At 69.3% G+C, this 26,865-nt stretch carries 26 protein-coding genes and 4 tRNA genes; 6 read left to right on the forward strand and 24 right to left on the reverse strand.

Translation table 11 applies throughout. From position 1 onward, the window contains the following. Positions 1-112: 112 nt before the first annotated feature. From C3E87_RS06390 to C3E87_RS06440, 11 genes are all read right to left on the reverse strand, one after another. The gene (locus tag C3E87_RS06390; protein WP_076061013.1) at positions 113-751 is read right to left on the reverse strand and encodes a hypothetical protein; all 639 of its coding nucleotides are present in this window, start codon (positions 749-751) and stop codon (positions 113-115) included. An 83-nt stretch (positions 752-834) separates the two neighbouring features. Then, positions 835-1,536: a 50S ribosomal protein L1 gene (gene rplA, locus C3E87_RS06395; RefSeq protein WP_076060747.1), complete on the reverse strand. Its 702-nt coding sequence runs from the start codon at positions 1,534-1,536 to the stop codon at positions 835-837. A 98-nt stretch (positions 1,537-1,634) separates the two neighbouring features. Continuing rightward, positions 1,635-2,066 carry a 50S ribosomal protein L11 gene (rplK, locus tag C3E87_RS06400; RefSeq protein WP_076060749.1) on the reverse strand — a complete coding sequence of 144 codons (432 nt, stop codon included), beginning with the start codon at positions 2,064-2,066 and terminating at the stop codon, positions 1,635-1,637. A gap of 60 nt (positions 2,067-2,126) precedes the next feature. Then, positions 2,127-2,927 (reverse strand): transcription termination/antitermination protein NusG, encoded by an 801-nt coding sequence (gene nusG, locus C3E87_RS06405; protein ID WP_076060751.1) that lies wholly within the window; start codon positions 2,925-2,927, stop codon positions 2,127-2,129. Positions 2,928-2,931: 4 nt separating this feature from the next. Continuing rightward, complete coding sequence (secE, locus tag C3E87_RS06410) at positions 2,932-3,426, reverse strand: preprotein translocase subunit SecE (protein WP_233120744.1); 495 nt, start codon at positions 3,424-3,426, stop codon at positions 2,932-2,934. Positions 3,427-3,510: 84 nt separating this feature from the next. Further along, positions 3,511-3,583: transfer RNA gene (locus C3E87_RS06415), tRNA-Trp, on the reverse strand. Positions 3,584-3,710: 127 nt separating this feature from the next. Continuing rightward, positions 3,711-4,367: a response regulator transcription factor gene (locus C3E87_RS06420; protein ID WP_076060753.1), complete on the reverse strand. Its 657-nt coding sequence runs from the start codon at positions 4,365-4,367 to the stop codon at positions 3,711-3,713. A gap of 9 nt (positions 4,368-4,376) precedes the next feature. Then, on the reverse strand, positions 4,377-5,606 hold the full coding sequence (locus C3E87_RS06425; protein ID WP_076060756.1) for a sensor histidine kinase: 1,230 nt from the start codon (positions 5,604-5,606) through the stop codon (positions 4,377-4,379). 84 nt (positions 5,607-5,690) lie between these two features. Further along, positions 5,691-7,136 carry a DEAD/DEAH box helicase gene (locus C3E87_RS06430; RefSeq protein ID WP_233120746.1) on the reverse strand — a complete coding sequence of 482 codons (1,446 nt, stop codon included), beginning with the start codon at positions 7,134-7,136 and terminating at the stop codon, positions 5,691-5,693. Positions 7,137-7,336: 200 nt separating this feature from the next. Then, the gene (locus tag C3E87_RS06435; RefSeq protein ID WP_076060761.1) at positions 7,337-9,157 is read right to left on the reverse strand and encodes an ABC transporter ATP-binding protein; all 1,821 of its coding nucleotides are present in this window, start codon (positions 9,155-9,157) and stop codon (positions 7,337-7,339) included. After that, positions 9,147-10,943, reverse strand: a complete 1,797-nt coding sequence (locus C3E87_RS06440; RefSeq protein WP_233120747.1) for an ABC transporter ATP-binding protein — start codon at positions 10,941-10,943, stop codon at positions 9,147-9,149. The genes C3E87_RS06435 and C3E87_RS06440 overlap by 11 nt, the downstream gene beginning before the upstream one ends. A gap of 72 nt (positions 10,944-11,015) precedes the next feature. On the opposite strand from C3E87_RS06440, the gene C3E87_RS06445 reads away from it, so the two are divergent. Both C3E87_RS06445 and C3E87_RS06450 read left to right on the forward strand, forming a co-directional pair. Continuing rightward, complete coding sequence (locus tag C3E87_RS06445; RefSeq protein ID WP_076060763.1) at positions 11,016-12,206, forward strand: anaerobic sulfatase maturase; 1,191 nt, start codon at positions 11,016-11,018, stop codon at positions 12,204-12,206. A gap of 69 nt (positions 12,207-12,275) precedes the next feature. Next, positions 12,276-13,439 carry a M20 family metallopeptidase gene (locus C3E87_RS06450; protein ID WP_076060765.1) on the forward strand — a complete coding sequence of 388 codons (1,164 nt, stop codon included), beginning with the start codon at positions 12,276-12,278 and terminating at the stop codon, positions 13,437-13,439. 10 nt (positions 13,440-13,449) lie between these two features. Here the strand turns inward: C3E87_RS06450 and C3E87_RS06455 are convergent, their stop codons facing one another. From C3E87_RS06455 to C3E87_RS06485, 7 genes are all read right to left on the reverse strand, one after another. Then, complete coding sequence (locus C3E87_RS06455; RefSeq protein WP_083665455.1) at positions 13,450-14,514, reverse strand: glucosaminidase domain-containing protein; 1,065 nt, start codon at positions 14,512-14,514, stop codon at positions 13,450-13,452. 64 nt (positions 14,515-14,578) lie between these two features. Next, positions 14,579-15,658 (reverse strand): UDP-N-acetylmuramate dehydrogenase, encoded by a 1,080-nt coding sequence (locus C3E87_RS06460; RefSeq protein ID WP_076061017.1) that lies wholly within the window; start codon positions 15,656-15,658, stop codon positions 14,579-14,581. Positions 15,659-15,686: 28 nt separating this feature from the next. Continuing rightward, positions 15,687-16,094 (reverse strand): MaoC/PaaZ C-terminal domain-containing protein, encoded by a 408-nt coding sequence (locus C3E87_RS06465; protein WP_076060770.1) that lies wholly within the window; start codon positions 16,092-16,094, stop codon positions 15,687-15,689. Then, positions 16,087-16,518: a MaoC family dehydratase N-terminal domain-containing protein gene (locus tag C3E87_RS06470; RefSeq protein WP_076060773.1), complete on the reverse strand. Its 432-nt coding sequence runs from the start codon at positions 16,516-16,518 to the stop codon at positions 16,087-16,089. The genes C3E87_RS06465 and C3E87_RS06470 overlap by 8 nt, the downstream gene beginning before the upstream one ends. Positions 16,519-16,595: 77 nt before the next feature. Continuing rightward, entirely contained in the window at positions 16,596-16,766 is a 171-nt protein-coding gene (gene rpmG, locus C3E87_RS06475; RefSeq protein ID WP_076060775.1) for a 50S ribosomal protein L33, read from the reverse strand. 48 nt (positions 16,767-16,814) lie between these two features. Then, a tRNA-Met gene (locus C3E87_RS06480) sits at positions 16,815-16,890 on the reverse strand. A gap of 36 nt (positions 16,891-16,926) precedes the next feature. Continuing rightward, positions 16,927-16,999 (reverse strand) — tRNA-Thr (locus C3E87_RS06485). 125 nt (positions 17,000-17,124) lie between these two features. Here C3E87_RS06485 and putP point away from each other — a divergent pair. Continuing rightward, complete coding sequence (putP, locus tag C3E87_RS06490; RefSeq protein WP_076060778.1) at positions 17,125-18,612, forward strand: sodium/proline symporter PutP; 1,488 nt, start codon at positions 17,125-17,127, stop codon at positions 18,610-18,612. Position 18,613: 1 nt separating this feature from the next. On the opposite strand, the gene deoD is transcribed toward putP, so the two are convergent. Together deoD and C3E87_RS06500 are read right to left on the reverse strand one after the other, a co-directional pair. Next, positions 18,614-19,324: a purine-nucleoside phosphorylase gene (deoD, locus tag C3E87_RS06495; protein ID WP_076060780.1), complete on the reverse strand. Its 711-nt coding sequence runs from the start codon at positions 19,322-19,324 to the stop codon at positions 18,614-18,616. 87 nt (positions 19,325-19,411) lie between these two features. Further along, positions 19,412-19,496 (reverse strand) — tRNA-Tyr (locus tag C3E87_RS06500). A gap of 125 nt (positions 19,497-19,621) precedes the next feature. On the opposite strand from C3E87_RS06500, the gene C3E87_RS06505 reads away from it, so the two are divergent. Both C3E87_RS06505 and C3E87_RS06510 read left to right on the forward strand, forming a co-directional pair. Then, positions 19,622-20,113 (forward strand): YajQ family cyclic di-GMP-binding protein, encoded by a 492-nt coding sequence (locus tag C3E87_RS06505; protein ID WP_076060782.1) that lies wholly within the window; start codon positions 19,622-19,624, stop codon positions 20,111-20,113. A gap of 17 nt (positions 20,114-20,130) precedes the next feature. After that, positions 20,131-21,012, forward strand: coding sequence for an exodeoxyribonuclease III (locus C3E87_RS06510; RefSeq protein WP_076060785.1), 882 nt, complete (start codon positions 20,131-20,133; stop codon positions 21,010-21,012). Here the strand turns inward: C3E87_RS06510 and mptB are convergent. From mptB to C3E87_RS06530, 4 genes are read right to left on the reverse strand one after another with little or no spacing between them, the layout of a single operon-like run. Beyond that, on the reverse strand, positions 20,972-22,471 hold the full coding sequence (mptB, locus tag C3E87_RS06515; protein WP_076060787.1) for a polyprenol phosphomannose-dependent alpha 1,6 mannosyltransferase MptB: 1,500 nt from the start codon (positions 22,469-22,471) through the stop codon (positions 20,972-20,974). The two genes, C3E87_RS06510 and mptB, sit on opposite strands and share 41 nt — an antisense overlap. Further along, a complete protein-coding gene (locus C3E87_RS06520) occupies positions 22,455-22,775 on the reverse strand; it encodes a 4Fe-4S binding protein (protein ID WP_076060790.1) in 321 nt (106 codons plus the stop codon). Before C3E87_RS06520 ends, mptB begins: the two co-directional genes overlap by 17 nt. Further along, positions 22,772-23,224: an NADH-quinone oxidoreductase subunit C gene (locus C3E87_RS06525; RefSeq protein WP_076060792.1), complete on the reverse strand. Its 453-nt coding sequence runs from the start codon at positions 23,222-23,224 to the stop codon at positions 22,772-22,774. Before C3E87_RS06525 ends, C3E87_RS06520 begins: the two co-directional genes overlap by 4 nt. After that, complete coding sequence (locus C3E87_RS06530; protein ID WP_143570924.1) at positions 23,217-23,603, reverse strand: NADH-quinone oxidoreductase subunit B; 387 nt, start codon at positions 23,601-23,603, stop codon at positions 23,217-23,219. Before C3E87_RS06530 ends, C3E87_RS06525 begins: the two co-directional genes overlap by 8 nt. 58 nt (positions 23,604-23,661) lie before the next feature. Here C3E87_RS06530 and C3E87_RS06535 point away from each other — a divergent pair, with 58 nt between their 5' ends. Further along, entirely contained in the window at positions 23,662-26,814 is a 3,153-nt protein-coding gene (locus tag C3E87_RS06535) for an SNF2-related protein (RefSeq protein ID WP_076060794.1), read from the forward strand. The last annotated feature ends 51 nt before the right edge of the window (positions 26,815-26,865 follow it).

The following is a 26,865-nucleotide window of genomic DNA, read 5'->3' on the forward strand; positions in this document are numbered from 1 at the left end:
TCATGCGCTGTGCTCCTGTGCACTCGATGCTGCTGGCTAAACGATTCACCGTGTGCAGCAGCGCTGTCAAGCCCGATAGCGAAATGCGCAGTGTCGGCTGGAGGCCTAGTGGCTATCCGAGGGGCGTGGAGAGGCCGACGACCGCGATGGCGGCGCGCAGTGCGGTCACGACTTCCTGCAGGGAGAGCGGGTCCGCGGCTGCACGACCCACGGCCGGTCCGTCTGTCTCGGATCCCACCAGCACCGTCCCTGTTGCCCGGACCGCAGGTACGTGGATGAAGCCCGCAGGACCGTCGAAGCCCGTGAGCGCCGCACGGAACGTGGCGTTGCACACATAGCGGCCGGCGTCGTCGCTAACCTCTGCCGCCACGCCTGCGGCACGCACGGCCCTGACGATCCCGTCCACGTCCAGCCGTGACGGCAGACGCGGCACGAGGTCGTCGATGGGCCCGCAGGGCTGTGCTCCGTCGTTGTCAGGGATGCGGGCCCGCCGCTCGTTGACGGCCCAGCGCTCCGGCGTGACGAGGGGTCGCCCGCCGGCTTCGCCGACGCAGATCACGGCGTCCGGCCGCACCGCCTCGATCGACGCTGCCAACGTCTCCGGGGCCCGGTCGAAGGACACCGGAAGGATCACCGTGTGCAACTCGACCGACGCATCAGACCAGGTGGCCCCGAGTTCCCGGACGGCGTCGCCGCTCGCGTTGGCCGGATCGCCACCGAACGGTTCGAACCCGGACACAAGAATGCGCATGGGTGTCAGTGTGACACCCATGCGCATTCTTCGTGAGTCGGAGGTCCGTCAACCGGCCGCGAGCGGCAGGCTGGAGGGACCGATCAGGCCTCGGCGGGCTTGAGGGCCGAACCGTCGATGCTGACGGACGGGCTCATGGTGGCCGAGACGGCGACCTTGCGGAGGTAGCGACCCTTGGCCGCGGCCGGCTTCAGGCGCAGGACCTCGTCGAGGACGGCGAAGTAGTTCTCAGCGAGCTGCTGCTCCGTGAAGGAGGCGCGGCCGATGATGAACTGGAGGTTCGCGTGACGGTCCACGCGGAACTCGATCTTGCCGCCCTTGATGTCGGCGACGGCCTTGCCGGTGTCCATGGTGACGGTGCCGGTCTTGGGGTTCGGCATCAGGCCACGGGGGCCGAGGACGCGGCCCAGACGGCCGACCTTGCCCATGAGGTCAGGGGTGGCGACGACTGCGTCGAAGTCGAGGTAGCCGCCGGCCACCTTCTCGATCAGTTCGTCGGTGCCGACCTCGTCAGCCCCCGCCGCGCGTGCGGCGTCAGCCTTGTCGCCGGCGGCGAAGACGAGGACCCGTGCCGTCTTGCCAGTGCCGTGCGGCAGGTTGATGGTGCCGCGGACCAACTGGTCCGCCTTGCGGGGGTCGACGCCGAGGCGCATGGCCACGTCGATCGACTCGTCGAACTTGGCCGTTGCCATCTCCTTGACGAGGCGGATGGCCTCTTCAGGGCTGTAGGCCTGGCCTTCGGCGCGCTTCTCGGCGGCCGCCTTGTATGCCTTGCTGTGCTTCATGCTGGTTCCTTGTGTTTGTGCCGGGCTCATGACCCGGTCCACCAGTTCTGGTGTGGGGAGCACTCCCCTACCAGGGATGTGTGTGTTCGGGGTTCAGATCACTCGGAGACGGTGACGCCCATGGAGCGGGCGGTGCCTTCGACGATCTTCATGGCGGCCTCGACGTCATTGGCGTTGAGGTCCGGCAGCTTGGTGGTGGCGATCTCGCGGACCTGGTCCTTGGTGATCTTGCCGACCTTGTCAGCCAACGGGTTGGCCGAGCCGGACTTGAGGCCTGCCGCCTTCTTGATCAGCTCGGACGCCGGGGGCGTCTTCGTGATGAAGGTGAACGTGCGGTCCTCGTAGATCGTGATCTCGACGGGGATGATGTTGCCGCGCTGGGATTCGGTCTGGGCGTTGTACGCCTTCACGAATTCCATGATGTTGACGCCGTGGGGGCCGAGAGCGGTACCGACCGGCGGTGCAGGCGTGGCTGCGCCGGCCTGCAGGGCGACCTTGACGAGCGCCGCAACCTTCTTCTTGGGAGGCATGGGTGGGTCCTTTACCTATACGGATGGATGGCGCGCCCGGAACAGGCGCGACGCACAATCTTAGACGACCTTCTCGACCTGCTTGAAATCCAGGTCGACAGGGGTCTCGCGGCCGAGGATCTCGACGAGAGCGATGAGCCGCTGATTGTTGGCGTTGAGTTCGGTGATCGTGGCGTGCACCCCGGCAAAGGGGCCGTCCGTCACCATGACGGAGTCGCCGACCGCCAAGTCGACGACTTCGACCTTCTTCTTCCGTGCGGCCTCGGAACCCGCGTGAGCGGCGTTGACCTTGGCGACGACGGAAGGAGTCAGCATGTGGAGGACCTCGTCGATCGACAGCGGCACGGGCTGCTGCCCCTGGCCGACGAAGCCGGTGACGGAGGGGGTCTGGCGGACGGCGCTCCAGGAGTCGTCGGTCAGTTCCATCCGGATGAGGACGTATCCCGGCAGGACGCAACGCGTGACGGTCTTGCGGCCGTTGTTGCGGACCTCGACGACGTCCTCGGTGGGGACGACCGTCTCGAAGATGTAGTCCTCCATATTCAGCGTGGTGACACGCGCGTCGACGTTCTGCTTGACGCGGTTCTCCATACCGGAATAGGTGTGGATGACGTACCAGTCACCGAACTTGGATTCGAGTTCCTCGCGCAGCTCGTTGATGGCTGCTTCGAGGGCCTCGTCGCGGTCTTGGGAGGCCTTGTCGGTGGCCTCGTCCGGCTCTTCCTCAGCCAGTTCGGCGAGTTCGATGGTGGTGTCGTCGTCCTCGGTGACGTCCAGCGCGCCGAGGTCGATCTCCACGTCGTCGGTGGAGGTCTCTTCGATCGGGCCGAGGTCGACCTCAAAATCAGAGTTGTCAGTCATGGATTCAGCTCCCAAACAACTGCAGCAGCGACCAGCCGAAGAAGAGATCCAGCGAGCCGACGATGGCGATCATGATCAACACGAACACCAGGACGGCGCTGAACATCGAGATCGTCTGCGGCCAGGTGGGCCACACGACCTTCTTCAGCTCGGAGCCCGACTGCTTGGCGAATTCGACCGGGTTGGAAGCCCGGTAGGGGTCATCGTGCTCGGCGAGCGCTTCGGAGCGCTTGCGGGTGACGGTGTCCTTCTTGCGGACAGGGGCTTTGACGGTACGACGGACCGGTGCCAGCGCGGCGGCGGCTTCCTGCTCCTCCGGGGTGAAGTCCTGCTCAAGCTCGCCGAGGGTGATGTCCTCGTCGGCTTCGGCGACTTCCTCTTCGGCGGCAGCCAGCGCTTCGGGATCCTCGATCTCGACGGCGTCGTCTTCGGGCGCGTCGGGCTCCCCGGGGACGAAATCTTCGTTCTCCGGTACTGCGTCGTGCGACTTGTCGCTCACGCCGTGATCCCTTCGCTTGACAAACAAAATGCCTCCGGCTCGGAAGCCGTAGGCGGGGCGAGACAGCCATTGCTGACCATCTAGCAGGGCAGGAGGGACTCGAACCCCCAACCTGCGGTTTTGGAGACCGCTGCTCTGCCAATTGAGCTACTACCCTTTGGCGGTTGGATTACCGGATGGACCGTGTTGTGTGGACACGCTCCGACCTTGGCAAATTGAACCGGTGCTCGTCCACTATAGGGGTTTTCCGGGCCTGAGTCGAACCAACCAGGACCCGGGCAGTCTCAGTGATCGACTAGTCCGTGCTGATACGCCGAGACGACCACCTGCACCCGGTCACGCAGCCCCATCTTGCGCAGGATGGCGCCGACGTGGGACTTGATCGTGGACTCGGAGGCGAAGATGGTCTGCCCGATCTCCACGTTGCTGAGCCCCTGCGCCACCAGGGCGAAGACCTCGTGTTCCTTCTCGGACAGTTGCGTGAAGCCGACCGGCGGGGCCGGCTTCTCCTGGAAGGAGGAGTCGAGCAGCGCGGCGAGGTCCTCCGGCGCGATGACGCCGTTGCCGCTGTGCACCGTACGGATGGAGTCCGTGAGCATCTGCGGGGTGATGTCCTTGAGCAGGAACCCGCTGGCGCCGTACCTGATGGCGGTGGCCGCGCGGTCGTCGAGGTTGAACGTGGTGAGCACCAGCACCTTGACGCCGGAGCCGGAGGCGACAGCGTTGCCCAGGATGCGGCGGGTGGCCTCCACGCCGTCGACCCCGGGCATGCGGATGTCCATCAGGATCACGTCGGGGTCGAGCTGGGCCGCCAGCGCCACGGCCTCCTCACCATCGGTGGCCTCCCCCACCACCTCGAGGTCGTCCTGGGCGTTGACGATGACCCGGATGGCCGAGCGGAACAGTTCCTGGTCGTCGACCAGCATGACGCGGATGGGCACGCGGTACTCCTAGTTGGTTCGCAGTGGCAGCCAGGCGGTGGCGGTGATGACCTCACCGTCGGCGCCCTGGTGCCCGTTGAGTTCGAAACTACCGCCCACGGCGCCGAGCCGCGCGCTCATCCCGGCGATCCCCCCGCCGTGGAGCGCCCTGGAGAGGGTGTGCCCGCCGTCGAGGTTGCGCACCTCCATGGTGAGCCGGTCCGCCCAGGTCAACGCGACGGCGATGGGCCTGCCGTGTTCGCCGTGCTTGATGGCGTTGGTGAGCATCTCCTGCAGCACCCGGTAGGCGACTGTCTCAGCGTCGGGTGGCAACGCCCGGCTCTGCCCCAGTTGGGTGACCTCGAGGTCGACGCCCGAGGCCCGCACGCTGTCCAGTAGCGCGCCGAGCCCTCCGGGCGGGGCGGGCACCGACGGGTGGTCGCCGCGGGCCGCGTGCAGCACCTCCCGGATCTCCCCCAGGGAGCGGCGGGCGCACACGGCGATGTTGTTCATGGATTCGTGCAGGTCCTGGGTGTTGGTCAGGTACTGCGCGGATTCGGCCTGCATCAGGATCACGGCCAGGGAGTGGCCGACGACGTCGTGGACGTCGCGTGCGAGCCTGGCGTTGGCGGCCTCGGCCGCGGCGACCCTGGTGAGGCGCTGCTCTTCCAGGACGGCGTGCTGTTGCGCCTCGATGGCCCGGGTGCGCTGCCACTCGGCGTCCTCGGCCCGGGTCTGTTGCGCGCGGACCTGTGCCGTGGAGCGCTGCCGCAGGCCCAGCAGCCACGGCGCACCGAGGAAGGACGCCACCAACCCGAAGGCGAACGCGGTGCCGCCCAGCCCGAAGTACTGCTGACCCCAGAAGAACTGCTGCCCGAGGAGGGTGCCCGCGATCAGCGCCCCGAGCGCCAACGAGACACCGGAGACGATGACGGTGGCGCGGGACCCGAACCGCGTGGCGGTGTAGGCCAACCAGGCGCCGGCGACGACCTGGACCAACAGCGGCAGGGGCTCGCTACCGACCATCAGCAGGAAGAGGCTGCCCGCCCAGAAGATGCCGAGCGAGGTGCCCGGCTGGCGACGGGCGATGACGAGCACTGCGACCATGAACAGCGCGCCGATGGCCCGATCAGGGGAGGGGCTGGCGAGCGCGTACAGGAGGAAGGTGGGCGCCCCGAGGACCACTGCGACGACGAGCGCGATCCGGTCTGCGAGGAGTCCCCACGCGACACTGTCGGGACGGGCGTGGGCTGCTGGCATGAGGCCAACATACGGTGCCACGCCCGCGGGCGACATCAGACTCGGGGTCAGAGTCTCTGGTACTTCCCGGCGGGGTGGAGCGGGTCAGCGCCCGCGACGACGCCCGCCACCGCCGGCGGAGAAGGCTGCGGCCCCGCCCACGCGCGGCTGGCCCTCGGTGCGACGGCCACCACCGTCACGCTGCGAGCGCGGCTGTTCCCCGCTGCGCTGGCGCTGCGCACGGGGCTGTTCCCCGCTGCGCTCGCGCTGCGAACGAGGCTGTTCCCCGCTGCGGGAACGCTGACCGGACGGCTGCCTGTCGCCGCTCGCGGCACGGCGACGCCCGCCGCCGTTGCCGCCGCCGCGCTGCTGCTGTTGCTGCTGCGGCTTGGCCTTGATGATGCCGCCGGGGAACTCCCGCTCCCCGGGGGCGATCTCGAGCAGCACGGGGTGCCGCTCGTCGGCGCGGGTGACGGTGGGCTTGACGCCTGCCTTGCGGGTGAGGTCACGCACGTCGCCGCGCTGCGCGTCGAGCATGAGGGTCACGACGGTGCCCTCGGCGCCGGCGCGGGCGGTGCGGCCCGAGCGGTGGGTGTAGGCCTTGTGCTCGACCGGCGGGTCGGCGTGGATGACCAGGCCCACGTCGTCGACGTGGATGCCGCGGGCGGCGACGTCCGTGGCGACCAGGGTCTGGGCGGTCCCGGACTGGAACGCGTGCATGGAACGCTCGCGGTCGTTCTGGCTCATGTTTCCCTGCAACTCGACGGAGGGCACGCCCGCGGCGTTGAGCTGGCGTGCGAGCTTCGTCGCGCGGCGCTTGGTGCGGGTGAACACCACCGTGCGGCCGGGCGCGGCGGTGAGGTTCACCAGGACGGGGAGGTGCTGCTGGTCGCTGACGTGCAGCACGTGGTGGTGCAGCGTCGGGACGGGCGAATCTGCGGAATCGGCCTCGTGGGTCTTGGGCTGGTGCAGGAACTGCTTCACGAGCGTGTCCACGGCCTTGTCGAGGGTTGCGGAGAACAGCATGCGCTGGCCGTTCGACGGGGTGGCCGACAGCAGCCGGCGCACCGACGGCAGGAAGCCGAGGTCTGCCATGTGATCGGCCTCGTCGAGGATGGTGACCTCGATGGAGCCGAGGTTCACGTGGCCCATCTCGATGAGGCTCTCGAGGCGGCCGGGGCAGGCGACGACCACGTCGACGCCCTTCGTCAGCGCGACGACCTGGGGCCGCTCCTTCACGCCGCCGAAGACCGTGCGCGAGGTGAGCCCGGCGACGGCTGCCAGCGGGGCGAGGGCCTCGTCGATCTGGTTGGCCAGTTCGCGGGTGGGCGCCAGGATGAGGGCGCGGGGGCGCTTGGGCGTGCGGCGGGTGCCGCTCGCCATCAGCCGGGCGACCATGGGGAGCAGGAACGCGTACGTCTTGCCGGAGCCGGTGCGGCCGCGGCCGAGGACGTCGCGGCCCAGGAGCGAGTCAGGCAGCGTGGCGGCCTGGATGGGGGTGGGGACGGTGATGCCGCGATCCTCGAGGACGGCAGCAAGCTGTGCGGGCACGCCAAGCGCGCCGAAGGACTGAGAAGTCAAAGGGGTTTCTCCCGATAGGGCGATGCAGCGGTTCTGCCCGGCGCGGAAATCTCATCCGCAGCGCGATGGCATCAAAGAAAAAGATCAGAGTTTACCCGGAGCAGAACATCCGGGCGCTGTGTCCACAGTAGCGCGCGCAGCCCCAAACCCCCACATCGGCGACCCGGCGGCTAAGCCAGCGAGGCCAACCAGGCGGCGTGCAGGTCGGCGTAGCGGCCCCCGCCGGCGATCAGTTCCACCGGCGTGCCGTCCTCGACGATGCGGCCGTGGCTGAGCACCAGCACCCTGTCGGCGATCTCCACCGTCGAGAGCCGGTGGGCGATGATGATGGCGGTCCGGTCGGCGAGGATCGTCGACAGCGCCGCCTGGACGAGGCGTTCGGTGGGGATGTCCAGCGAGCTGGTGGCCTCGTCGAGGATCAGCACCCGCGGGTCTGCCAGGACGACGCGGGCGAAGGCGACGAGCTGGCGCTGGCCGGCGGACAACCGCGAGCCGCGCTTGCCGGTGTCGGTGTCGTACCCGTCCGGCATGGCCTCGATGAACGTGTGGGCACCGACGGCGCGGGCCGCCGCGACCACCTCGTCGCGCGTGGCTCCAGGGCGGCCGAAGGCGATGTTGTCGGCGATGGTGCCGGCGAAGATGAAGTTCTCCTGGGTCAGCAGCGTGACGTGCCGGCGCAGGGTGGCGTCGTCGAGGTCACGCACGTCGACGCCGTCGAGCCGCACGGCCCCCGCCTGCGGGTCGTAGAACCTGGCGATGAGCTTGGCGATGGTGGTCTTGCCCGCGCCGGTGGTGCCCACGAGGGCGACGGTCTGCCCGGCCGGGATGTCCAGGTCGAGGCCCGGCAGCACCGGGGCGTCCTCCACGTAGGAGAAGTCCACGCCGTGGAGGCTGACCGCTCCCCTGACGTCCGGCAGCGCGACCGGGTGCTCGGGGTCTGCCACGTCGTCGTCCTCGTCCATCACGCTGGAGATCTTCTCCAGCGCGGTGAGCGCCGACTGCAGCGTGGAGATGAACTGGCTGAGGTCCTGCATGGGGTCGAAGAACATGCGCAGGTACAGCACGAAGGCGGCCATGGTGCCGATGGAGACGCTTCCCCCCACCGCGAGGTAGCCGCCAGCGAGCACCACGAGCACGATGCCGAGGTTGCCGATGAACTGGATCCCGGGCATGGCGCGGGCGAAGATGCGCATGGCGCGCACATTGGAGTCGCGGTAGGTCAGCGCGACGTCCTCGAAGATCTCGCCGGCGCGGGGCTCGCGGCGGAACGCCTGGACGGCCTTGATGCCGGTCATGGTCTCGATGAACTGCACGATGACGATGGCCGACTGCGTGCGCACGGCGCGGAACGCGCGGGTGGAGGCGCCGGCGAACCACCGCATGAGGAGCAGGAGCGGCGGGTAGCTGAGGAAGGCGACGAGGGCCAGGCGCCAGTCGAGGCTCAGCATGATGACGCTGGAACCGAGGATGGTCAGCGCGGCGATGATCACCACGTCGAGGCCCTGCAGCACGAGTTCCTGCACGGCCTCGACGTCGCTGGTCATGCGCGACACGGCGCGTCCGGAGGTGTAGCGGTCGTGGAAGCGGATGCTGAGCCGCTGGAACTTCTTGTAGAGGCGGCGGCGCAGGTCCAGCAGGATGGCGTTGCCGATCCGGCCGGAGCTGCGCAGGAAGGTGACGCGCGCTGCCACCTGGACGACGATGGCGACGGCCATCAGGCCCAGCGTGGGGAGCAGCACGCTGTCGTCGGTGAGCCCGTCGTCGAGCACATCCCGCACGAGCACCGGCACCACCAGACGGGCGGCCGCCTCGACGACCACGACGCCGACGAGGAGCAGCAGCCAGGTGCGCCATGGGCGCACGAGGGTGGCGAGCAGCCGGCGCGACGGGGCGCGCAGGCCTGCGGACGAGTCACGTTCCTCGTCGATCTCCTGCTTGACCCCCCGCCACGCGACGTTCGGGTCATCGGGGTGCTGCGGCTCAGTGCTCACCGTTGTCGCCTTCCATCGAGATGGCGTAATCGGCCGAGAGCAGTTCGCGGTACTCCGGCACGGTGGCCAGCAGTTCGCTGTGCGTGCCGGTGTGGGCGATGCGCCCCTCGACCAGCATCGCCACCCGGTCCGCCAGGAGGACGGTGGACGCGCGGTGCGCCACGACGACCCCGGTGACCCCGACCAGGGTGGACCTGAGGGCCTCCTCCACCTCTGCCTCGGTGTGGATGTCGAGGGCGCTGAGGGTGTCGTCGAGCACGAGCACGCGGGGCTGGACGAGGATGGCACGGGCCAGCGCCAGCCGTTGTCGCTGGCCCCCGGAGAGGCTGAGCCCCTGCTCGCCCAGACGCGTGTCGAGGCCCCAGGGAAGGTCGTGGACGAACTCCGCGCGGGCCACGCGCACTGCTTCGGCGATCTCCTCCTCAGTGGCGTCGGGACGGCCGAGCGTGAGGTTCTCACGGGCAGACATGGAGAACAGGATGGGGTCCTCGAACGCGGTGCCGATGAGGCTGCGCAACTGCCGCAGGTCCAGGTCGCGCAGGTCCACGCCGTCGAGCAGGATCTGGCCGCCGGTGACGTCGACGAGGCGCGGGATCAGCGAGACGAGGGTGGACTTGCCGGAGCCGGTGCCGCCCACCAGCGCCACGGTCTCCCCCGGCGCGATGTCCAGGTCCAGGTCACGCAGGGTGGGTTCCTCGGCGTCTGGGAACTGGAAGGTCACACCGCGCAACTGCAGGTGCCCGCGCGGCTCCGCGATGGTCTTGTCGCCGCTGACGATCGTGACCGGCGCGTCGAACACCTCCGCGACGCGGTTGGCCGCCGTCGCCGCCTCACGGGCGAAGGAGAGCAGGAAGCCGAGGCTGCCCACCGGCCACGCCAGGGACAGCAGCAGCGTCACGAACGTGACGGCCGCGCCGAGGCTGAGCCCGCCCTCTGACACCCCGTAGCTCACTCCGAACAGGACGATCAGCAACAGGACCGAGGGGAAGATCTCCAGCAGCGTCCAGAGCACGGAGGCCAGGTTCATGCGCCGCACACCGCTCTCGGCGAGCGCGGCGGCGCGCTTGTCGAAGGCCTCGAACGAATGACGGGTGCGGCCGAACGAGCGGATGACGCGCACCCCGTGCAGCGACTCCTCGGCTGCCGAGGCCACGTCGCCCGTCTGGTCCTGCACCCGCCGCGAGATGCGGCCGAAGCGGCCCATGAGCGCGAACACGGCGATGACGACGGGGATGACCGAGATCAGCACCGCCACGCCCACCTGCCAGAGCGTGACGACCATGATCCCGACCACCACGACGATGTGCAGCGAGCTCATCGCCAGCATCACCAGGCCGAACGACATGAAGCGGCGCAACAGGCCGAGGTCGCTCATGATGCGGCTGAGCAGCTGGCCGGATTCCCACGCCTTGTGGAAGCCCAGTGGGAGGCGCTGCAACTGGTCGAAGAGGTCGAGGCGGATGTTGGCCTCGATGTGCGAGGTGGCGCGCGACATGATCCACCGGCGCACGAAGCTCATGAACGCCTCGAAGGCCCCCACTCCCAGCAGCGCCAACGAGTACCAGAGCACCCCGACGACGTCGCCGCGGCGGATGGGCCCGTCGACGACGGCGCCGAGCAGCAACGGGATGGCGACGCTGGCCAGCACCTGGAGCGGGGCCAGGGCGAAGGAGGTGATGAACTGCGGCGCGAACGGGCGGATGTACGGGAGGAAGCGCAGCACGTCTGCGCGCTTGGGGTGTGCCGCTGCCAGCGCATATCGGCGGGGGGACTCAGCAGGAAGCACCGGGCCACACTACCCGGTTGCGGGCAACGGTCTCGGCGCCCGTTGACATGCTCCCCCTTGTAGGGTGGCCGGGTGATCCCGATCCCGTTCTCCGTCGTCAGCAAACCGACGGGGGCTGCCTGCAACCTCGACTGCACGTACTGCTTCTTCCTGTCCAAGGACCTGCTGTACGACGAGGACAAACGGCAGTGGATGTCGCCGGAGCAACTGGACACCTTCATCCGGGAATTCCTGGGGGGCCAGCCTGACGGCGAGGTCACGTTGGCCTGGCAGGGCGGCGAACCCACTCTGCGGGGCCTCGACTTCTACCGGACGGCCGTCGAGCTCACCCGGCGCTACCAGCGCCCGGGCCAGCGGGTGCAGCAGTCCATCCAGACCAACGGCACGCTGCTGGACGACGAATGGTGCTCCTTCCTGGCCGAGGAGAACTTCCTGGTAGGTCTGTCCGTCGACGGCCCGCAGCACCTCCACGACGCGCACCGCGTCAACAAGGCCGGCCGCGGCACCCACGCCCAGGTCATCCGCGGATGGGAGTTCCTCCGCAAGCACGGCGTCGAGACCAACATCCTGTGCACGGTGAACTCCGCCAACGGCGACCACGGGGCCGAGGTCTACCGTTACTTCCGCGACGTGCTGGGCGCGACCTTCCTGCAGTTCATCCCCATCGTCGAGCGGGCCGGCTACGAGGCCCCTGACGGCAAGAGGTTGCTGTACCTCCAGCAGGGCGACGACGTCACGGACCGCTCGGTGGGCCCCGGCCAGTGGGGCCGGTTCCTGAGCGAGGTCTTCGACGAGTGGCTCAACGCCGACGTCGGGAGGGTCTTCGTGCAGCACTTCGACGTGATGCTCGCCGCCCGCTTCGGTCAGTACTCGCTGTGCGTCCACTCCCCCGAGTGCGGCACCGCCTTGGCCGTCGAACACAACGGTGACGTCTACAGCTGCGACCACTACGTCGAGCCGGGCTACAAACTGGGCAACGTCGCCGACGGCGGGTTCCAGGAGTACCTACAGCTCCCGGAGCAGCGCGAATTCGGGCGGTCGAAGAGGACCTCGCTGACTGAACAGTGTCGCCGGTGCCCGGTGCGCTGGGCCTGCCACGGTGGGTGCCCCAAGGACCGATTCGCCACCTCGGCCGACGGCGAGCCCGGCCAGAACTATCTGTGTGAGGGCTACTACGGCTTCTTCTCCCACGCCGCCCCCACCATCGAACTGATGGCCCGCGCCGTGGCCTCAGGCCGCCCCGCGTCCGACGTCACAGGCTGACCGCGCCCGGCGCCGCACGGGTTCGCTGGCACTCCCAGCTCATTGTCTTCTTCGGTAGCCTAGGCAGCTATGAGCCTGCTCGAGGAGCTGACTGCCGCCGTCGACGGCATACTGCCCGACGCGGCCGCCCTCAGGCGCGCCATCCACGCCGATCCCTACATCAGCGGCGAGGAGGGACCCACCCGTGACCGGCTGGTTCGGGCCATGGGCTGGCTCGACTGGACGCCGGTCGCTGGGACAGGAGCCTGGGCCCGGCTGGGCCCGGCTGGCCCCGCCGTCGGGCTGCGCGCCGAGTTAGATGCCCTCCCGGTCATGGAGGCCACCGGCGTGGAGTGGGAATCGCGGCGCCCCGGCGTGGCGCACGCCTGCGGCCACGACGTGCACATGGCGGCGCTCTGGGCAGTGACGACCGCCGCCCGCAGCCTCGACCTGCCTGTCGGCCTCGTGCCCGTGCTTCAGCCGCGCGAGGAGGTGACCCCGCCCGGCGCCGGGGACGTCGTGCGCTCCGGCCTGCTGGACGAGCAGGAGATCGAGGCGATGATCGGTGTGCATCTTCAGCCGCAGGTGGACCGGGGCGTCGTCTCCACGGGGGCCGGCGCCGTCAACGCCGCCTACGACTCCTTCGAGATCGTGGTGCGGGGCCGCCCGGGGCACGGCGCGTACCCCCATGTCGCCGTGGACCCCATCAGCGCGTTGGCCACCATCATCGGCGAACTCCAGAGCCTGCCCGGACGCATCATCAATCCCACGCACCCCACCGTGATCTCGGTGGGCCAGATCGCGGGCGGCACCGCACACAACGTCATCGCGGACCAGGCCAGCTGCCAGGGCTCCATCCGCACCTATTCGGAGGCGGACCGCGCGCTGCTGCACGAGGCCTTGGCACGGCTGGCGTCGGCGGTCGCGGAATCGCGCGGCGGGCAGGCGACGACGCGCTTCGTGCGGGGCGGCCCGGCGCTGCTCAACGACCCCGGGCTGGTGAAACGCATCGATCCGCTGCTGCGCGGCCTGGGGCTGACGGTCGCGGAGACGCCGTTCAGATCCTGCGGCTCGGACGACTTCGCGGAGTACGGCCGCGAGGCCGCCTCCGTCATGTGCTTCATCGGCACCGGCCACGTGGACGGCGTCGGCCTCCACCACGGGGCGTTCCTCCCAGGGCGCGAGGCACTGCAGTTGGCCGCGCACGCGTTCGCGGCCGGCTACGTCGCGGCCGCCGCCCTGATCGCGGCGTGACGCGGGGCTCTCAGCCGAGGAGGCGGGCCCACGTGGCGTAGCTCGAGTGGCCGCTGCCCTCGATGCGGTGCAGCTGCTGGAAGGAACGCAGCGCCTTGTCCGTGGCGGCGTCGAAGGTGCCCGTGACGGCGACACTGCCGCCCTTGAGCTGCAGCTGGGTCTGGAGGACGCGGACGCCCTCCCCCTTCGCCCCGGATGCGAGCTCGGGCAGCAGCGCCTGCCACGTGGCGTCGTCCATCTTGCCGGTCACGGTGAGCTTCTGGGCCCGCTGGAACGCGCTGACGGCGGCCGTCGTCTGCGAGCCGTAGATGCCGTCGACACCGATGCCGGCCTCGAGCGTGTTGAGCAGCCGCTGCAGCGAGCGCACGGCGTCGCCGCGGCTGCCGACGAGAAGTTGGGGGAACATCGTGTACGGGTCAACCGTGGTGACCGGCGGCGTGGGGCCGTCGGGGTCCATGCCCTCCGGGTAGCCGGGGCCCTGGCCACGCAGGTTGTACTGGTACAGGTTGTGCGAGCGCATGATGCCGATGACCTTTTCGGGGTACTTCGGGTCCGTCGCGTAACCGCCCTTCCACACCTCGGTGACGAACTGATCCGGGTAGTCGACGTACTGGAAGGCCGCGGCGTAACGCGTGGCGGTGCTCAGCAGGCGGGCGTAGTCCCGCGTCGAGTCGAGCCAGCTCGCGTAGGTGCGGAAATCCGCCACGATGTAGTACTTGGTGCCGTCGGAGCGGGTGTACTCGGCGGTACGGACCGGGACGCAACCCGTCTGGTACGGCGAAGGCGTCGAGGTGCACTTGATGTTGAACAGGGTGTTCACGTTGTAGACCACCCCGTCTACGGTCAGCTGCCCAGCCATTTTCGACTCGCCCCAACCCGACTCCAAGGCGGCCATGCCGATGGTCACCGACGCGGGGATACCGAATTCCCGTTCGGTCTGCTGGGCGTCCTTGACCAGCTTCGCGATGAAGTCGCTGGCCGTACTGCCCGCCGCTTCCTGCTGCCGCTGGAGCATCGGGACGGCCACGACGGCGAGCACTACTGCCACCGCCGCGAGCCTGAGCCATCGTTTCATCTGCAATCACCCTCCGGGGAGGAGGCTAATGGCAGGGGCACGTCGGCCGGAAATATCTCAAGCATCACTTGAGGTCGGGCAACGCCGTTCCCACGAGGTTGACCTCCGGCACCAGACGGATCCCGAAACGCTCTGCCACGCCGTCGCGGACCTCGGCGGCGAGCGCCACCAGGTCTGCGGCGGTGGCCGAGCCACGGTTCGTCAGCGCCAGCACGTGTTTGCCTGAGAGCCTGGCCTGGCCGTCGCCATGGCCCTTCGCGAAGCCGGCGTGCTGGATCAGCCACGCAGCGCTGGTCTTGACCCGGCCGTCCGCGTCCGGGAACCGCGGGGCCTCAGGAGGCAGCGCCGCCGCTTCGTCCGCGCCGAGGATGGGGTTGGTGAAGAAGGAGCCCGCGCTCCAGGAATCGTGATCCGCCTCGTCGAGCACCATGCCCTTGGAGCGGCGGATCGCCAGTACGGTCTCGCGGACGCGGGTGGCGTCGACGCGACCGCCCGGCGCGGTGTCGAGGCGGCCCGCGAGCTCGGCGTAGCGGATGGGTGCCCCGAGCGAGCCCAACCGGAACTGGAACCCCACCTCCAGGACAAGGTAGCGGCCGGGCTCACGCTTGAAGCGGGAGGTGCGGTAGCCGAAGCCGCAGTCCGTGAGGGGGAAGGTGCGCTGCGTGCGTTCCTTCCTGTCCCAGGTGCGCACAGAGGTGATGGTCTCCGCGACGTCGGAGCCGTAGGCGCCGACGTTCTGGATGGGCGTGGCGCCCACGCTGCCGGGGATGCCGGACAGCATCTCGATGCCGCTCCATTCGTTGGCGACGGCGTGGGCCACGAAGGTGTCCCAGTTCTCGCCCGCCGCGACGCGGACCGCCGCTCCCCCGCAGTCTGAGACGTCGGCGGTGATGCCGGTGGTGCCCACCCGCACGACGGTGCCGGGGAAGCCGGCGTCGCTGATGAGCAGGTTGGAGCCGCCGCCGAGGACCAGGACCGGCTCATCGCGGCGGTCGCAGTCTGTGACGACGTCGATCAGGTCGCGCTCGGCGCGGGCCACGACGAACCGTTCGGCAGGGCCACCCACGCGCAGCGTCGTGTGGCGGGCCAGCAGCGGGGAATCCGGGATGGGCGGGGCGTCGGTGTCGATCGCGACGCGGTCCAGGCTGCAGGACGCGGCCTCTCCCCCCGGCTCAGTCAAGTCGCACCTCGGCGCGCGCGGCGCCCAGCACCGCGTCGTCGCCACAGGTGGCGGTGATGGCGAGCTTCGCCACTCCGTCTGCCACCTCTGTGACCTTGGCCGCGTAGACCACCTCGGTGCCCTCGTCGGTGTCCGGGACGACGACGGGGCGGGTGAAGCGGACGAAGTAGCTGAGGACTCTGGCCGGGTCCCCCACCCAGTCCGTGACGATCTTCAGGCCGGCGCCCATGGTCCACATGCCGTGGGCGACGACACCCGGCAGGCCGATGGCCTGCGCATGACGGTCGGAGAAGTGGATCTCGTTGAAATCCGTGGAGGCACCGGAGTAGCGCACCACGGTGGAGCGGGTGACCCCGACCCTGAGTTCGGGCAGCTCGGTGCCGACGGTGACCTCACTCATCGCTGTCCTCCCGGGGGCGCGTGTGCATCAGGGTGGAGCGCGCCTCGCAGACCGCTTCACCGTCGACGGTGAGGTCCACCAGCACGGTGATCATCTCCAGGTTGCCCCGGTTGCGCACCTTCTCGATGCTCAGTTCGGCCGCCACGGCGTCACCGGGGCGCAGCGGGCGGTGGAAGGCGAAGTTCTGGTCCGTGTGCATGGTGCGGTTGAGCGCCAGGCCGAGTTCCTCGTCGGCGAACAAAGAGCCCCAGGCCTGGGCTGCGATGACCGCGGCGAAGGTGGGTGGGGCGATGGGGTCTTCGCCCGAATAGGCGGGGTTGTCATCGCGCACGGCTGAAGCGAATTCGGCGATCTTGGCGCGGCTGACCACGTACGGCGGAGCGGCCGGGTAACGGCGGCCCACGTGTTCGGCGGAAATCGGCATGCGCGTAAGGTTACCGCCCACCGACGACAACGGCCGCCCCCTGGACGGGAGCGGCCGTTGTGGTGAGCGGTGGGGGTTCAGCGGGTTTCGCGGTGCGCCTGGTGCGTGCGGCAGCGCGGGCAGAACTTCTTGAGTTCGAGACGATCCGGCGTGTTACGACGGTTCTTCTTCGTCACGTAGTTGCGCTCCTTGCATTCGGTGCAGGCGAGCGTGATGATCGGGCGGACATCCCCGGACTTCTTAGCCATGATCTTCCTTAGCTTGCGGCGCGTAGCGCGTGTTCTCTGCTGACAATGTGGTGACGAGGGCGGGAATCGAACCCGCGACACAGCGATTATGAGCCGCTTGCTCTACCGACTGAGCTACCCCGTCAGGAGTTCTTTCCCTGGTGGAGCAGGGAAAGAACAGAGCCCCCATGCGGAATCGAACCGCAGACCTTCTCCTTACCATGGAGACGCTCTGCCTACTGAGCTATAGGGGCCAGCCGACGACCAACAGTACATCACCCAATTCGGAGAGCACAAATCGGGGGTTCTCCTTCCTGAGACCCGTCCGATCGGGGTTTTCGGTCGATCTGCGGGACCCCCGCCATTTAGGCTTCGGGCCATGATCTGGCAACTGACAGCGATGGCCCTGTACATGGCCGGCATGCTCTACATCGGGTACCGGGCCACCAAGCAGGTGGAGGACCTGGACGACTACATGCTGGGTGGCCGACGACTGTCCCCCGCGGTGGCGGCCCTTTCGGCCGGCGCCTCGGACATGTCCGGCTGGCTGATGATGGGCCTGCCCGGTGCCCTGTACGCCGCCGGTCTGTTCCAGGCGTGGATCGCCATCGGCCTCACGGTCGGCGCGTGGTTGAACTGGCTGCTCGTCGCGCCGCGCCTGCGCAGCTACACGGAGATCGCCCGCAACTCGATCACCATCCCGTCGTTCTTCCAGCACCGCTTCCGCCACGACTCCCCCGTCATGCGCGTCGCCGCCAGCCTGATCATCCTGGTGTTCTTCACGTTCTACGTCTCCTCCGGCATGGTGGCCGGCGGCAAGTTCGTGGAGTCCACCTTCGGCCAGCCCTACCTGCTGGGCATGCTGATCGTCTCCGGCGTGGTCATCACCTACACCCTGTTCGGCGGCTTCCTGGGCGCCACGTACACCGACGTCGTCCAGGGCATCCTGATGTTCGTGGCGCTCCTGGTGGTGCCGGTCATCGGCCTCATCGCGGTGGGCGGGCCCGACGAGGTGATGGCGGGCATCCGAGCGGTCGAGGCGCAGGACGGGGTGCCGCGCCTCAGCCTCAGCGCGGGCGGCACGCTGATCGGCGGCATCTCCGCGGCCGCGTGGGGCCTGGGCTACTTCGGCCAGCCCCACATCATCGTGCGCTTCATGGCCATTCGCTCCGCCCGGGAGACCAAGGTCGCCCGCCGCATCGGTGTCACCTGGATGGCGCTCGGCCTCGTGGGCGCCTGCGCCACCGCGCTGGTCGGCATCGCCTACTTCAACCAGCGCCCCAACGAGTTCGTCTCCAAGGACCCCGAGCAGGTCTTCCTCGTCCTGTCCTCCGAGGTGTTCCACCCGTTCCTGGCCGGCCTCGTCCTGGCTGCCGTGTTGGCCGCCATCATGTCCACGCTGTCGTCGCAGCTCGTGGTGTGCTCCTCGGCCGTCATCGAGGACCTCTACAAGCTGGTCACGAAGCGGACGATGACCATGCGTCAGGAGGTCGTCGCGGGCCGCCTCGGCGTGCTGGCCGTCTCCGTCATCGCGCTCCTGCTGGCCATCAACGACGACAACCCGGCGGTGTTGTTGCTCGTCGCGTTCGCCTGGGCCGGGTTCGGGGCCAGCTTCGGACCGACGATCATCCTGAGCCTGTTCTGGAAGCGCCTCACCTCACAGGGAGCGCTGTGGGGCATGGTGACCGGTGCCGTCGTCGCCTTCGTCTGGGGCCGGACCGAGGCCCTCAGCAGCACGCTCTACGAGATCGTGCCCGGCTTCCTGGCGAACCTGCTGGTGGCGGTGGTGGTGTCGCTGCTGACGGCTCCCCCGGCGCCCGAGGTGGTCGAGGAGTTCGAGGAGGCCGTCGCAGCGTCGAAGGCCTGACTCAGGCGCGCAGCGCCGCGACGGCGGCCTGCAGCGAGTCCGTGAACATGGTCTCGCGTTCTTCGGCCGTGAGGTCGCCCGAGCCGTCCTTGAGATGGTCCGACACGGTGAGCACTGCGAGCGCCTCCTTGCCGTGCGCGGCGGCGCAGGCGTACAGACCGGCCGCCTCCATCTCGACGCCGAGGGTCCCCAGCTTGTCGAGCGCGGGGATGATGTCCATCCGCGAGGAGTAGAAGAAGTCGCTGGTGTAGACCGATCCGACGTGCACCGTCCGACCGGCGCCCCGAGCCTGGTCCACGGCACCGCGCAGCATGTCGTAGCTGGCGGCCAGCGACAGGCTCACGCCGGGCACGTCGATGGTGGCCACGCTCGAATTGGTGTGGGCGGAGACCGCCACGATGACGTCCTTCACCTTCACCTTCGACGAGATGCCGCCGCAGGTGCCCACCCGGCAGATGCGCTCCACCCCGAACTGCGAGTACAGCTCGTTGGCGTAGATCGAGAGCGAGGGCACGCCCATGCCGGAGGCCATGGCGGTGACGGGCACGCCGTCGAACGTCCCGGTCCAGGCCCCGATGCCGCGCACGTCGGAGACCAGCCGGACCCCCTCCATGTGGTCGCGGGCGATCCGCTCGGCGCGCTTCGGGTCACCGGGCATGATCACCAGGGGGGCGATGTCGCCGGGTTCGCAGGCGATGTGGGGAGTGGCCATCGTGGGCACCTTTCTCAGTGGGGCTTGCGCATCACACACTAGGTGCGAAAACACGAATAAGGCCCCGAATCAATCCGATTCGGGGCCTGGTGGCAAGTGTTGGATTCGAACCAACGTAGGCTACGCCGACGGTTTTACAGACCGCTCCCTTTGGCCGCTCGGGCAACTTGCCATTCACCGGTTTGACCCGGCGACGCACAACTCTAGCAGGAGGAATCCGGCAGGTACAAAGCGCCTCCGGGGGAGTCCGTGCTGGCACAATGTGAGGACCGATCACCGACCGAACCCAGGAGAGACATGGCTGCGGACAGCTCATTCGACGTCGTCAGCAAGGTGGACCGCCAGGAGGTGGACAACGCCCTCAACCAGGCGGCCAAGGAGGTTGGCCAGCGCTTCGACTTCAAGAACGTCGAGGCGAAGATCGCCTGGTCCGGCGAGGCCATCGAGATGGAGGCCAACTCCGAGGAACGGGTCAAGGCCATCCTGGACGTGTTCCAGACCAAGCTGCTGCGGCGCGGCGTCAGCCTCAAGGCCCTGGAGACCGGCGACCCCCGCGTCTCCGGCAAGCTCTGGAAGATCACCGCCAGCACGCGCGAGGGCATCAAGCAGGAGGACGCCAAGAAGGTCTCCAAGCTCATCCGCGACGAGGGACCGCGCGGCGTCAAGACCCAGATCCAGGGCGAGGAGCTGCGCGTCTCGTCCAAGAGCCGCGACGACCTGCAGGCCGTGCAGCAGTTGATCAAGGAAGCGGACTTCGACTTCGCCGTGCAGTTCGTCAACTACCGCTGAGGCTAAGCTTCGGCACCATGCGCATCGGTACCCACAACGTCAACGGCATCCGTGCGGCGCTCCGCCGCGGCTTCCGAACCTACTGGGACGGTGCCGGGGCCGACGTCATCGCCCTGCAGGAGGTGCGTTGCCGCGTCGGCGACCTCCCGCTGGAGGCGTTCGCCGGCTACCACGTGACGCTCGACGCGGGGCAACTCGCCGGGCGCAACGGCGTGGCGATACTCACGCGGGAGAAGCCCGCCCACGTGCGGGCCCTCTCGGAGTCGGCCACCACGGTGGCCCCGGACGGCGAGCCGGAGGAGGTCGACGCGGAGCGGATCATCAGCCGTGACCTGGCCTCGTTCGCCGGCGAGGGCCGCTACGTCGAGGTCGACCTGTCCGACGCCCCGCTGCGGGTGGCGTCGCTGTACCTCCCCAAGGGGTCCGCGTGGCCCTACGAGGAGGATGGCGAGGAGAAGTACCAGCGCAAGATGCGCTTCATGCGTGGGCTGGCCCGGGTGCTGACCACGTCGCGCCGGGAGGCCGCCGCGCAGGGCCGCGAGTTCCTCGTGATGGGCGACTTCAACATCGCCCACACGCGCCACGACCTGAAATCCTGGCGCACCAACCAGAAGTCCGAGGGCTTCCTCCCGGAGGAGCGCGAGTGGTTCGGCGCCCTGCTGAGCCCGCGCAGCCTCGTCGACGTGGTGCGCCGCCTGCACCCGGACACCGACGGCCCCTACAGCTGGTGGTCGTGGCGCGGCCAGTCCTGGACGACCGACGCGGGGTGGCGCATCGACTACCACCTGGCCTCCCCCGGCCTCGCCGCCCGGGCGACCCGGGCCTGGGTGGGCCGGGAGGCCACCTACGAGGAGCGGATCAGCGACCACTCTCCGGTGCTGGCTGACTACTCTCTGTGATGGGTTGGCGCAGCTCGTGGGTGTGCACCGCCCAGTAGGACGCCCCGAAGAGGATCAGCACCATCATCCACAGCCCGTTGCGGATGCCGAAGTTCATCGCGTTGAACCCCAGCAGGATCACGGTGGCCACGATCGCCCAGCGCAGCGCCCGTGACGACGGGCGGGTCACCGGCAGCAGCACAGCTCCCCACAGCAGGTACCAGGAGTGAATGGCCGGGGCGCTGAAGGCGAACCACAGGAACGAATAGCTGATGAAGTGCAGCGGCCGCTTGCCCAGGTGCCGCCACGCGAACCAGCCGATGCCCGCCACGGCCGCCACGGCGCCGATGCCCCGGAACACCGTGATGACGGCGCGGCCGGTGGGATCCAGGCCGGCCCAGGTCACCGGGTACTGCACGATGAAACCGGCGACGGTGAACGGCGACACCGTGTCCACCATGCCGGGCACGTTGATGGCGTTGACCCAGCCGAAGCCGAGCCCCGACACCAGCGAGATGGCCGCGAAGACGGCCACGGACAGAGCGAGCGACGCCGTCGCCTTCAGGGCCGCCCACGCCGTCGGCCGCCACCGCCACGACGCCCAGGGGTGCACCAGGAACGGCAACGCGACCGCAACGAGGAACGCGGGCTGCTTGATGGCCGCGGCCAGGCCCACGATGAGGGCGCCGAGCCACCAGTGTCGCCACTTCAGGGTGACCCAGATGCCCAGCAGCATCAGGCCCGTCATCTGGGAGTCGTTGTGCGCCCCGCCGATGAAGTCGATGACCAGGATCGGGTTGAGCACGGCGAACCAGCTGGCCATGGCCGGATCGACGCCCACCCGCTCGGCGATCCGCGGCACCATCAGGCCGATCAGCACCACGCCCACCAACGCGGGGATCCGCATCAGGACGGCCGAGAGGTACGGGTCGAACGCCGCCAGGTTGACGAGCCCGTGGCTCATCCACAGCGACAGCGGGCCGTACGGAGCGGTCGTGCCGCGCCACACCCACGCCACCTGGTCGGCGTAGTAGCCGGGCAGGATGCCGGGGCCGACAGCATAGGGGTTCAGCTGGTTGTGGATCAGCCACCCGTGGGCGGCGTAGGAGTAGGCGTCGTGCGAGAAGATCGGCGGGCCGAACAGCAGCGGCAGCGACACGATCGCCAGCACCGCCCAGTGCCGCAGTTGTGGCTGCCCCAGGGCCCGACGGCGCGCCGGCCGGAGCCTGAACCACGCCTCGAGCATGAGGGTCAGGCCGAGCAGCGTGGCGATGGTGCCGAACCAGCGGGTGGTGGGCCCGTCGATGCGCCAGGCGCGCAGGACGTCCCAGATGGGTGAGGCCTGCGGGAGGTACGCGGGGCTCAGTGAGCCCATGAGGATGCCGAGGCTGCCGAGGAAACCGAACCAGACCCCACGTGTGGCGCCGGCCTGCCTCAGATCTGACCACGCGCCCCGGGCGATGTCACCCGTGCGTCGCACCGGGGGCCAGTTGCTCGCGGTGGTGCAGCAGGTCCACCAGGCGGTCTGCCGAGGGCACGTGCGCGCCGCCCCATACGAGCGCGTCGGTGGGGCACTGCTCGATGCACACGCCGCAGTACATGCACAGGGACCAGTCGATGGCGAAGGTGTCGAGCACGTTGTGGGTGCGTGGGCGGGCGCCCGGCGCGGGCACCGTCTGCTCCTGGTGCGACGTGAGCGTGATGCACCACGTGGGGCACTCCCGGGCGCAGATCATGCAGGACGTGCAGCGTTCCTCGATGAGGTCGATGGAACCGTGGATCATCTGGCGCCCTCCACCCCGGGTGGCAGCAGCTTGCGGCGGCCGGGCTCGGAGGACCCCGGCTCCACGGCACCCGGCCAGGGCCTGGCCTGGCGCGGCTCGAGAAGGACGTCCTTGCGCAGGGGGGTGCCGCCGGCGTGGTGGATCAGGGGGCGGTTGTCCCCGCCGTCGAAGGTGACGCCGAAGAAGTCGTGCACCTGGCGCTGCAGCCAGGCGGCGCCCGGGAAGACCGCCGCCACGTCCGGCAGGTGCGCATCGTCGCGCGGGGTGCGCGTCACCAGGTCCGCGCGGTCGCGGGTGACCGGGTTCTCGAGCGTGAGGATGATGCGGATCTCGTCGGAGCGGCCCAGCTCGTCGACGGCGGTGAGGTTGATCAGCAGGCTGAATCCGGCGCGGCGGGCGGCAGCCGTCTCGTTCGCCCACTCCTCCACCGGGATCTGGTACTCAGCCACGCAGGCCCACCAGGTACTCGTCGAGCGCGGACGGCGGCGGTGGGCAACCGGCGATGAAGTGGTCCACGGGCACCAGCTCCTCGCCGCCCTTCACGACGGCGTACGAATCCCAGTAGGGCCCGCCCACGCAGGCGCAGGCGCCGAAGGCGACCACCGTGGCGTCCGGCACCTGGTCGAGCGCGTGCCGGATGGCCGGGACCATCGGCGCGGTGAGCGTGCCGGAGAGAGTGACCACGATCCTGGCCCCGTCGGGGATGGACGCGGCGTCGACGACGGGGCGCGAACCGGCCGCTGACTGCGATTCGAGCGCGCAGCAGGCCAGCGGGACGTCGACGACGAAGATGTCGCCGTCTCCGAACCAGTCGCGTGCCATGAGCATGCCGAGAGTCTAGTGCGATACGGCACTGTCGGCTCGGGCGGCTAGACTCGCCCGAGCAATGACGACGACCTACCCGGATTGGGTCCCTCGACTGACCGACGCGGACCTCACTCTTCACTTCGGCGCACCGACGGTGGCGCGCGGGGCGCACTATGCCAACCTGGGGCGGGTCTCCAACATCCAGACGGCCGGTGTGCTGGCCACGGCACAGGTGCGCGGCAGCAACTTCCGGCAGTACCAGACGAGCGTCGCGCTCAACCGCGGCGTGCTCACCGCCACGTGCAGCTGCCCCATGCGCGCCAACTGCAAACACGCGGTGGCCCTCATCCTCAGCATGCGCACCCCGTCGCTCACCCGCCCCCAGGTGTCCTGGCGGGCGCTGCTGCAGCCGCTGATGGATCAGCCCACGGTGGCGGACGGCTCGCCGATGGCGTTGGTCTTCAGCGAGGACGGCGCGGAGCTCGGCATCGCCCCCGCCCGGTTGGGCGCCCGCGGCAACTGGGTCCGCTCCGGTGTCGGTTGGGCCGAGATCATCAGGGACCCGGGGAACCTGGACCCGTCCCACCTCGAGGCCGTCCGGGCCGTCCTCGAATCCCGCGACCTGTCCAGGGGTGGCGGCAACTGGGTGCCGCAGGTGCTCGCGTTCAACGACCTCAACCCGGGCGTCTGGGAAGCGCTGCGCCGCGCCTCCGCCGCAGGCATCGAGTTCATCCCCGGCGCGGCGGCCTCGGGCCGCACGATGGCCCCGCCGGTGGTCTCGGCCCAGCCCTTCGAGCCCACGCTGCTGCTGCGCCGCGACGACGGCGGCCTGAAACTGGTCCCGGCCGTGCACGACGGCGAGGACACCATCGAGGTGACCGGCCGGGCGCTGTTGGGTCGACCGGCACACGGCGTGTCGTTCCCACGCGAGGGCGAGTTGGTCCTGGGCGCGCTGTCGCGCCCACTGGACCAGTCGGAGCAGCGGGTCTTCGCGCACGGGTCCATCACCGTCCCGGAAGCGGAGGAGGCGGCGTTCTCCGCCGGCTTCCTGCCACAGTTGCGCCGCAGGCTCCGGGTGAAGGTGGCCGAGGACGTGCACCTCTCGGAGCCTGAACCGCCGAAGCTGCTCCTCCGGGTCGAGTTCTCCTCGGATGCGGCCACCCTGGAGTGGGGGTTCCGCTACCGCATCGGCACCACCGTCGTCGACGTGCCGCTGCAGGCCCGCGCTTCGGAGGCGCACCCCCGCGACTACGCCGCCGAGGCGAAACTGCTGCCCCTGGCGGCGAGCCCCTGGTTGCAGCCGCTCTCCCATCGGCGCCCGGAACCCACCACCCTCACCGGACGGCCGCTGATCGGCTTCGCCAGCGACACCCTCCCGGACCTACAGGCGCACCCGGACGTCGAAGTGGAGTCCACGGGCAGCGCCCGGGCCTACCGCGAGGCTGAGGACCAGCCGGACATCGAACTCAACGTCACCGAATCGGAGCGCGGCGACTGGTTCGACCTGGGCGTCAACGTCACCGTCGGCGGCGAGCCCGTGCCGCTGGCCGAACTACTGGCCGCCCTCACGTCCGGCGACGACCACCTTGTCCTCGATTCGGGCGTCTGGTTCTCGCTGGACGTGCCGGAGCTGGTCCAGCTCCGCGAGCTCCTCGACGAGGCGCGGCTGCTGATCGAGCACGACGGCGACACCATCCGGCTGCGGCCCGAACACGCCGGCCTCTGGGAGGAACTGGTCTCGCTCGGTGTCGTCGCCGAACAGTCCGCCGCGTGGCGGCAGTCGGTGCAGGGCCTGCTCGACCCCGATTCGCTCCCCCCGGTGGACCTCCCCAAGGGCCTCGACGCGGAGCTGCGCCCCTACCAGGACACCGGTTTCCGCTGGCTCACATTCCTGTGGCAGACGCGGCTGGGCGGCGTCCTCGCCGACGAGATGGGCCTGGGCAAGACCCTCCAGTCGCTCGCGTTCCTGCAGGCGGTGCACGAGCGGGGCGAGCTGACGCATCCCGCACTCGTCGTGGCGCCCACCTCCGTCATCGGCACCTGGGTGGCGGAGGCGGAGCGGTTCGCCCCGGGCCTCACCGTAGTGCCCATCACGGAGACACACGCCCGACGCGGCACCCAACTGCCGGAGGCGATCGAGGGGGCAGACCTCGTCGTGACCTCCTACACGCTGCTGCGGCTCGAGGAGGAGGCCTACCGGGACCTGGAGTGGTCCGCCGTGCTGCTCGACGAGGCGCAGTTCGTGAAGAACCACACGTCGAAGGCATACAAGGCGGTCCGCCGGCTGCGCGCGCGCCTGAAGGTGGCCCTCACCGGCACGCCGCTGGAGAACAACCTGATGGACCTGTGGTCGCTGCTGTCGATCGCCGCCCCCGGGCTGTTCCCGGACCCGAAGGCGTTCACCACGGCCTACCGCAAGCCCATCGAGAACGGCAACCGCGACGCCCTGGCCCGCCTCCACCGCCGGACACGCCCGCTGATCCTGCGCCGCACCAAGGCCGCCGTCGCGGAGGAACTGCCGGACAAGCAGGAGCAGTTGGTGCCCGTGCAACTCGCCCCGGCGCACCGTCGGATCTACGACAAGCACCTGGCCCGCGAACGACAGAAGATCCTGGGCCTGGTGGGAGACCTGCAGCGCAACCGGATCACCATCCTGCGCTCGCTCACCATGCTGCGCCAGCTGAGCCTCTCCCCCGTCCTGGTCGACGGCGACTACCCGGCCGCCTCGGCGAAGATCGACGCGCTGCTGGACCTGCTCGACGAGGCCCTCGCCGAAGGCCACCGGGCACTGGTGTTCTCGCAGTTCACCGGGTTCCTGGGATTGGTGCGCGAGAGGCTCGACGCGGAGAAGATCAGCTACGAGTACCTCGACGGCAGCACCCGCAACAGGGCCGAGCGGATCTCCGCCTTCCGGGGCGGCGAGGCCTCGCTGTTCCTGATCAGCCTGAAGGCGGGCGGCTTCGGCCTCACGCTGACGGAGGCGGACTACGTCTTCATCCTGGACCCGTGGTGGAACCCCGCGGCGGAGGCGCAGGCCATCGACCGGACGCACCGCATCGGGCAGGACAAGCCCGTCAACGTCTACCGCCTCGTCGCGGAGGGCACCATCGAGGAGAAGGTGGTGGCGCTGCAGGAACGCAAGCGCGCCCTGTTCGACGACGTGGTGGGCTCCGGTTCAGACACCGCAGCCCCCATGAGCGCCGCAGACATCCTGGGTCTGATTCAAGACTGACAAGGGCTGGTGGGCTAGGCTCCGTGATCGGCGAACACGTCGCGAGAGCGC

The organism is Tessaracoccus sp. ZS01 (genome assembly GCF_022342445.1).
Taxonomy (GTDB): Bacteria; Actinomycetota; Actinomycetes; order Propionibacteriales; family Propionibacteriaceae; genus Arachnia.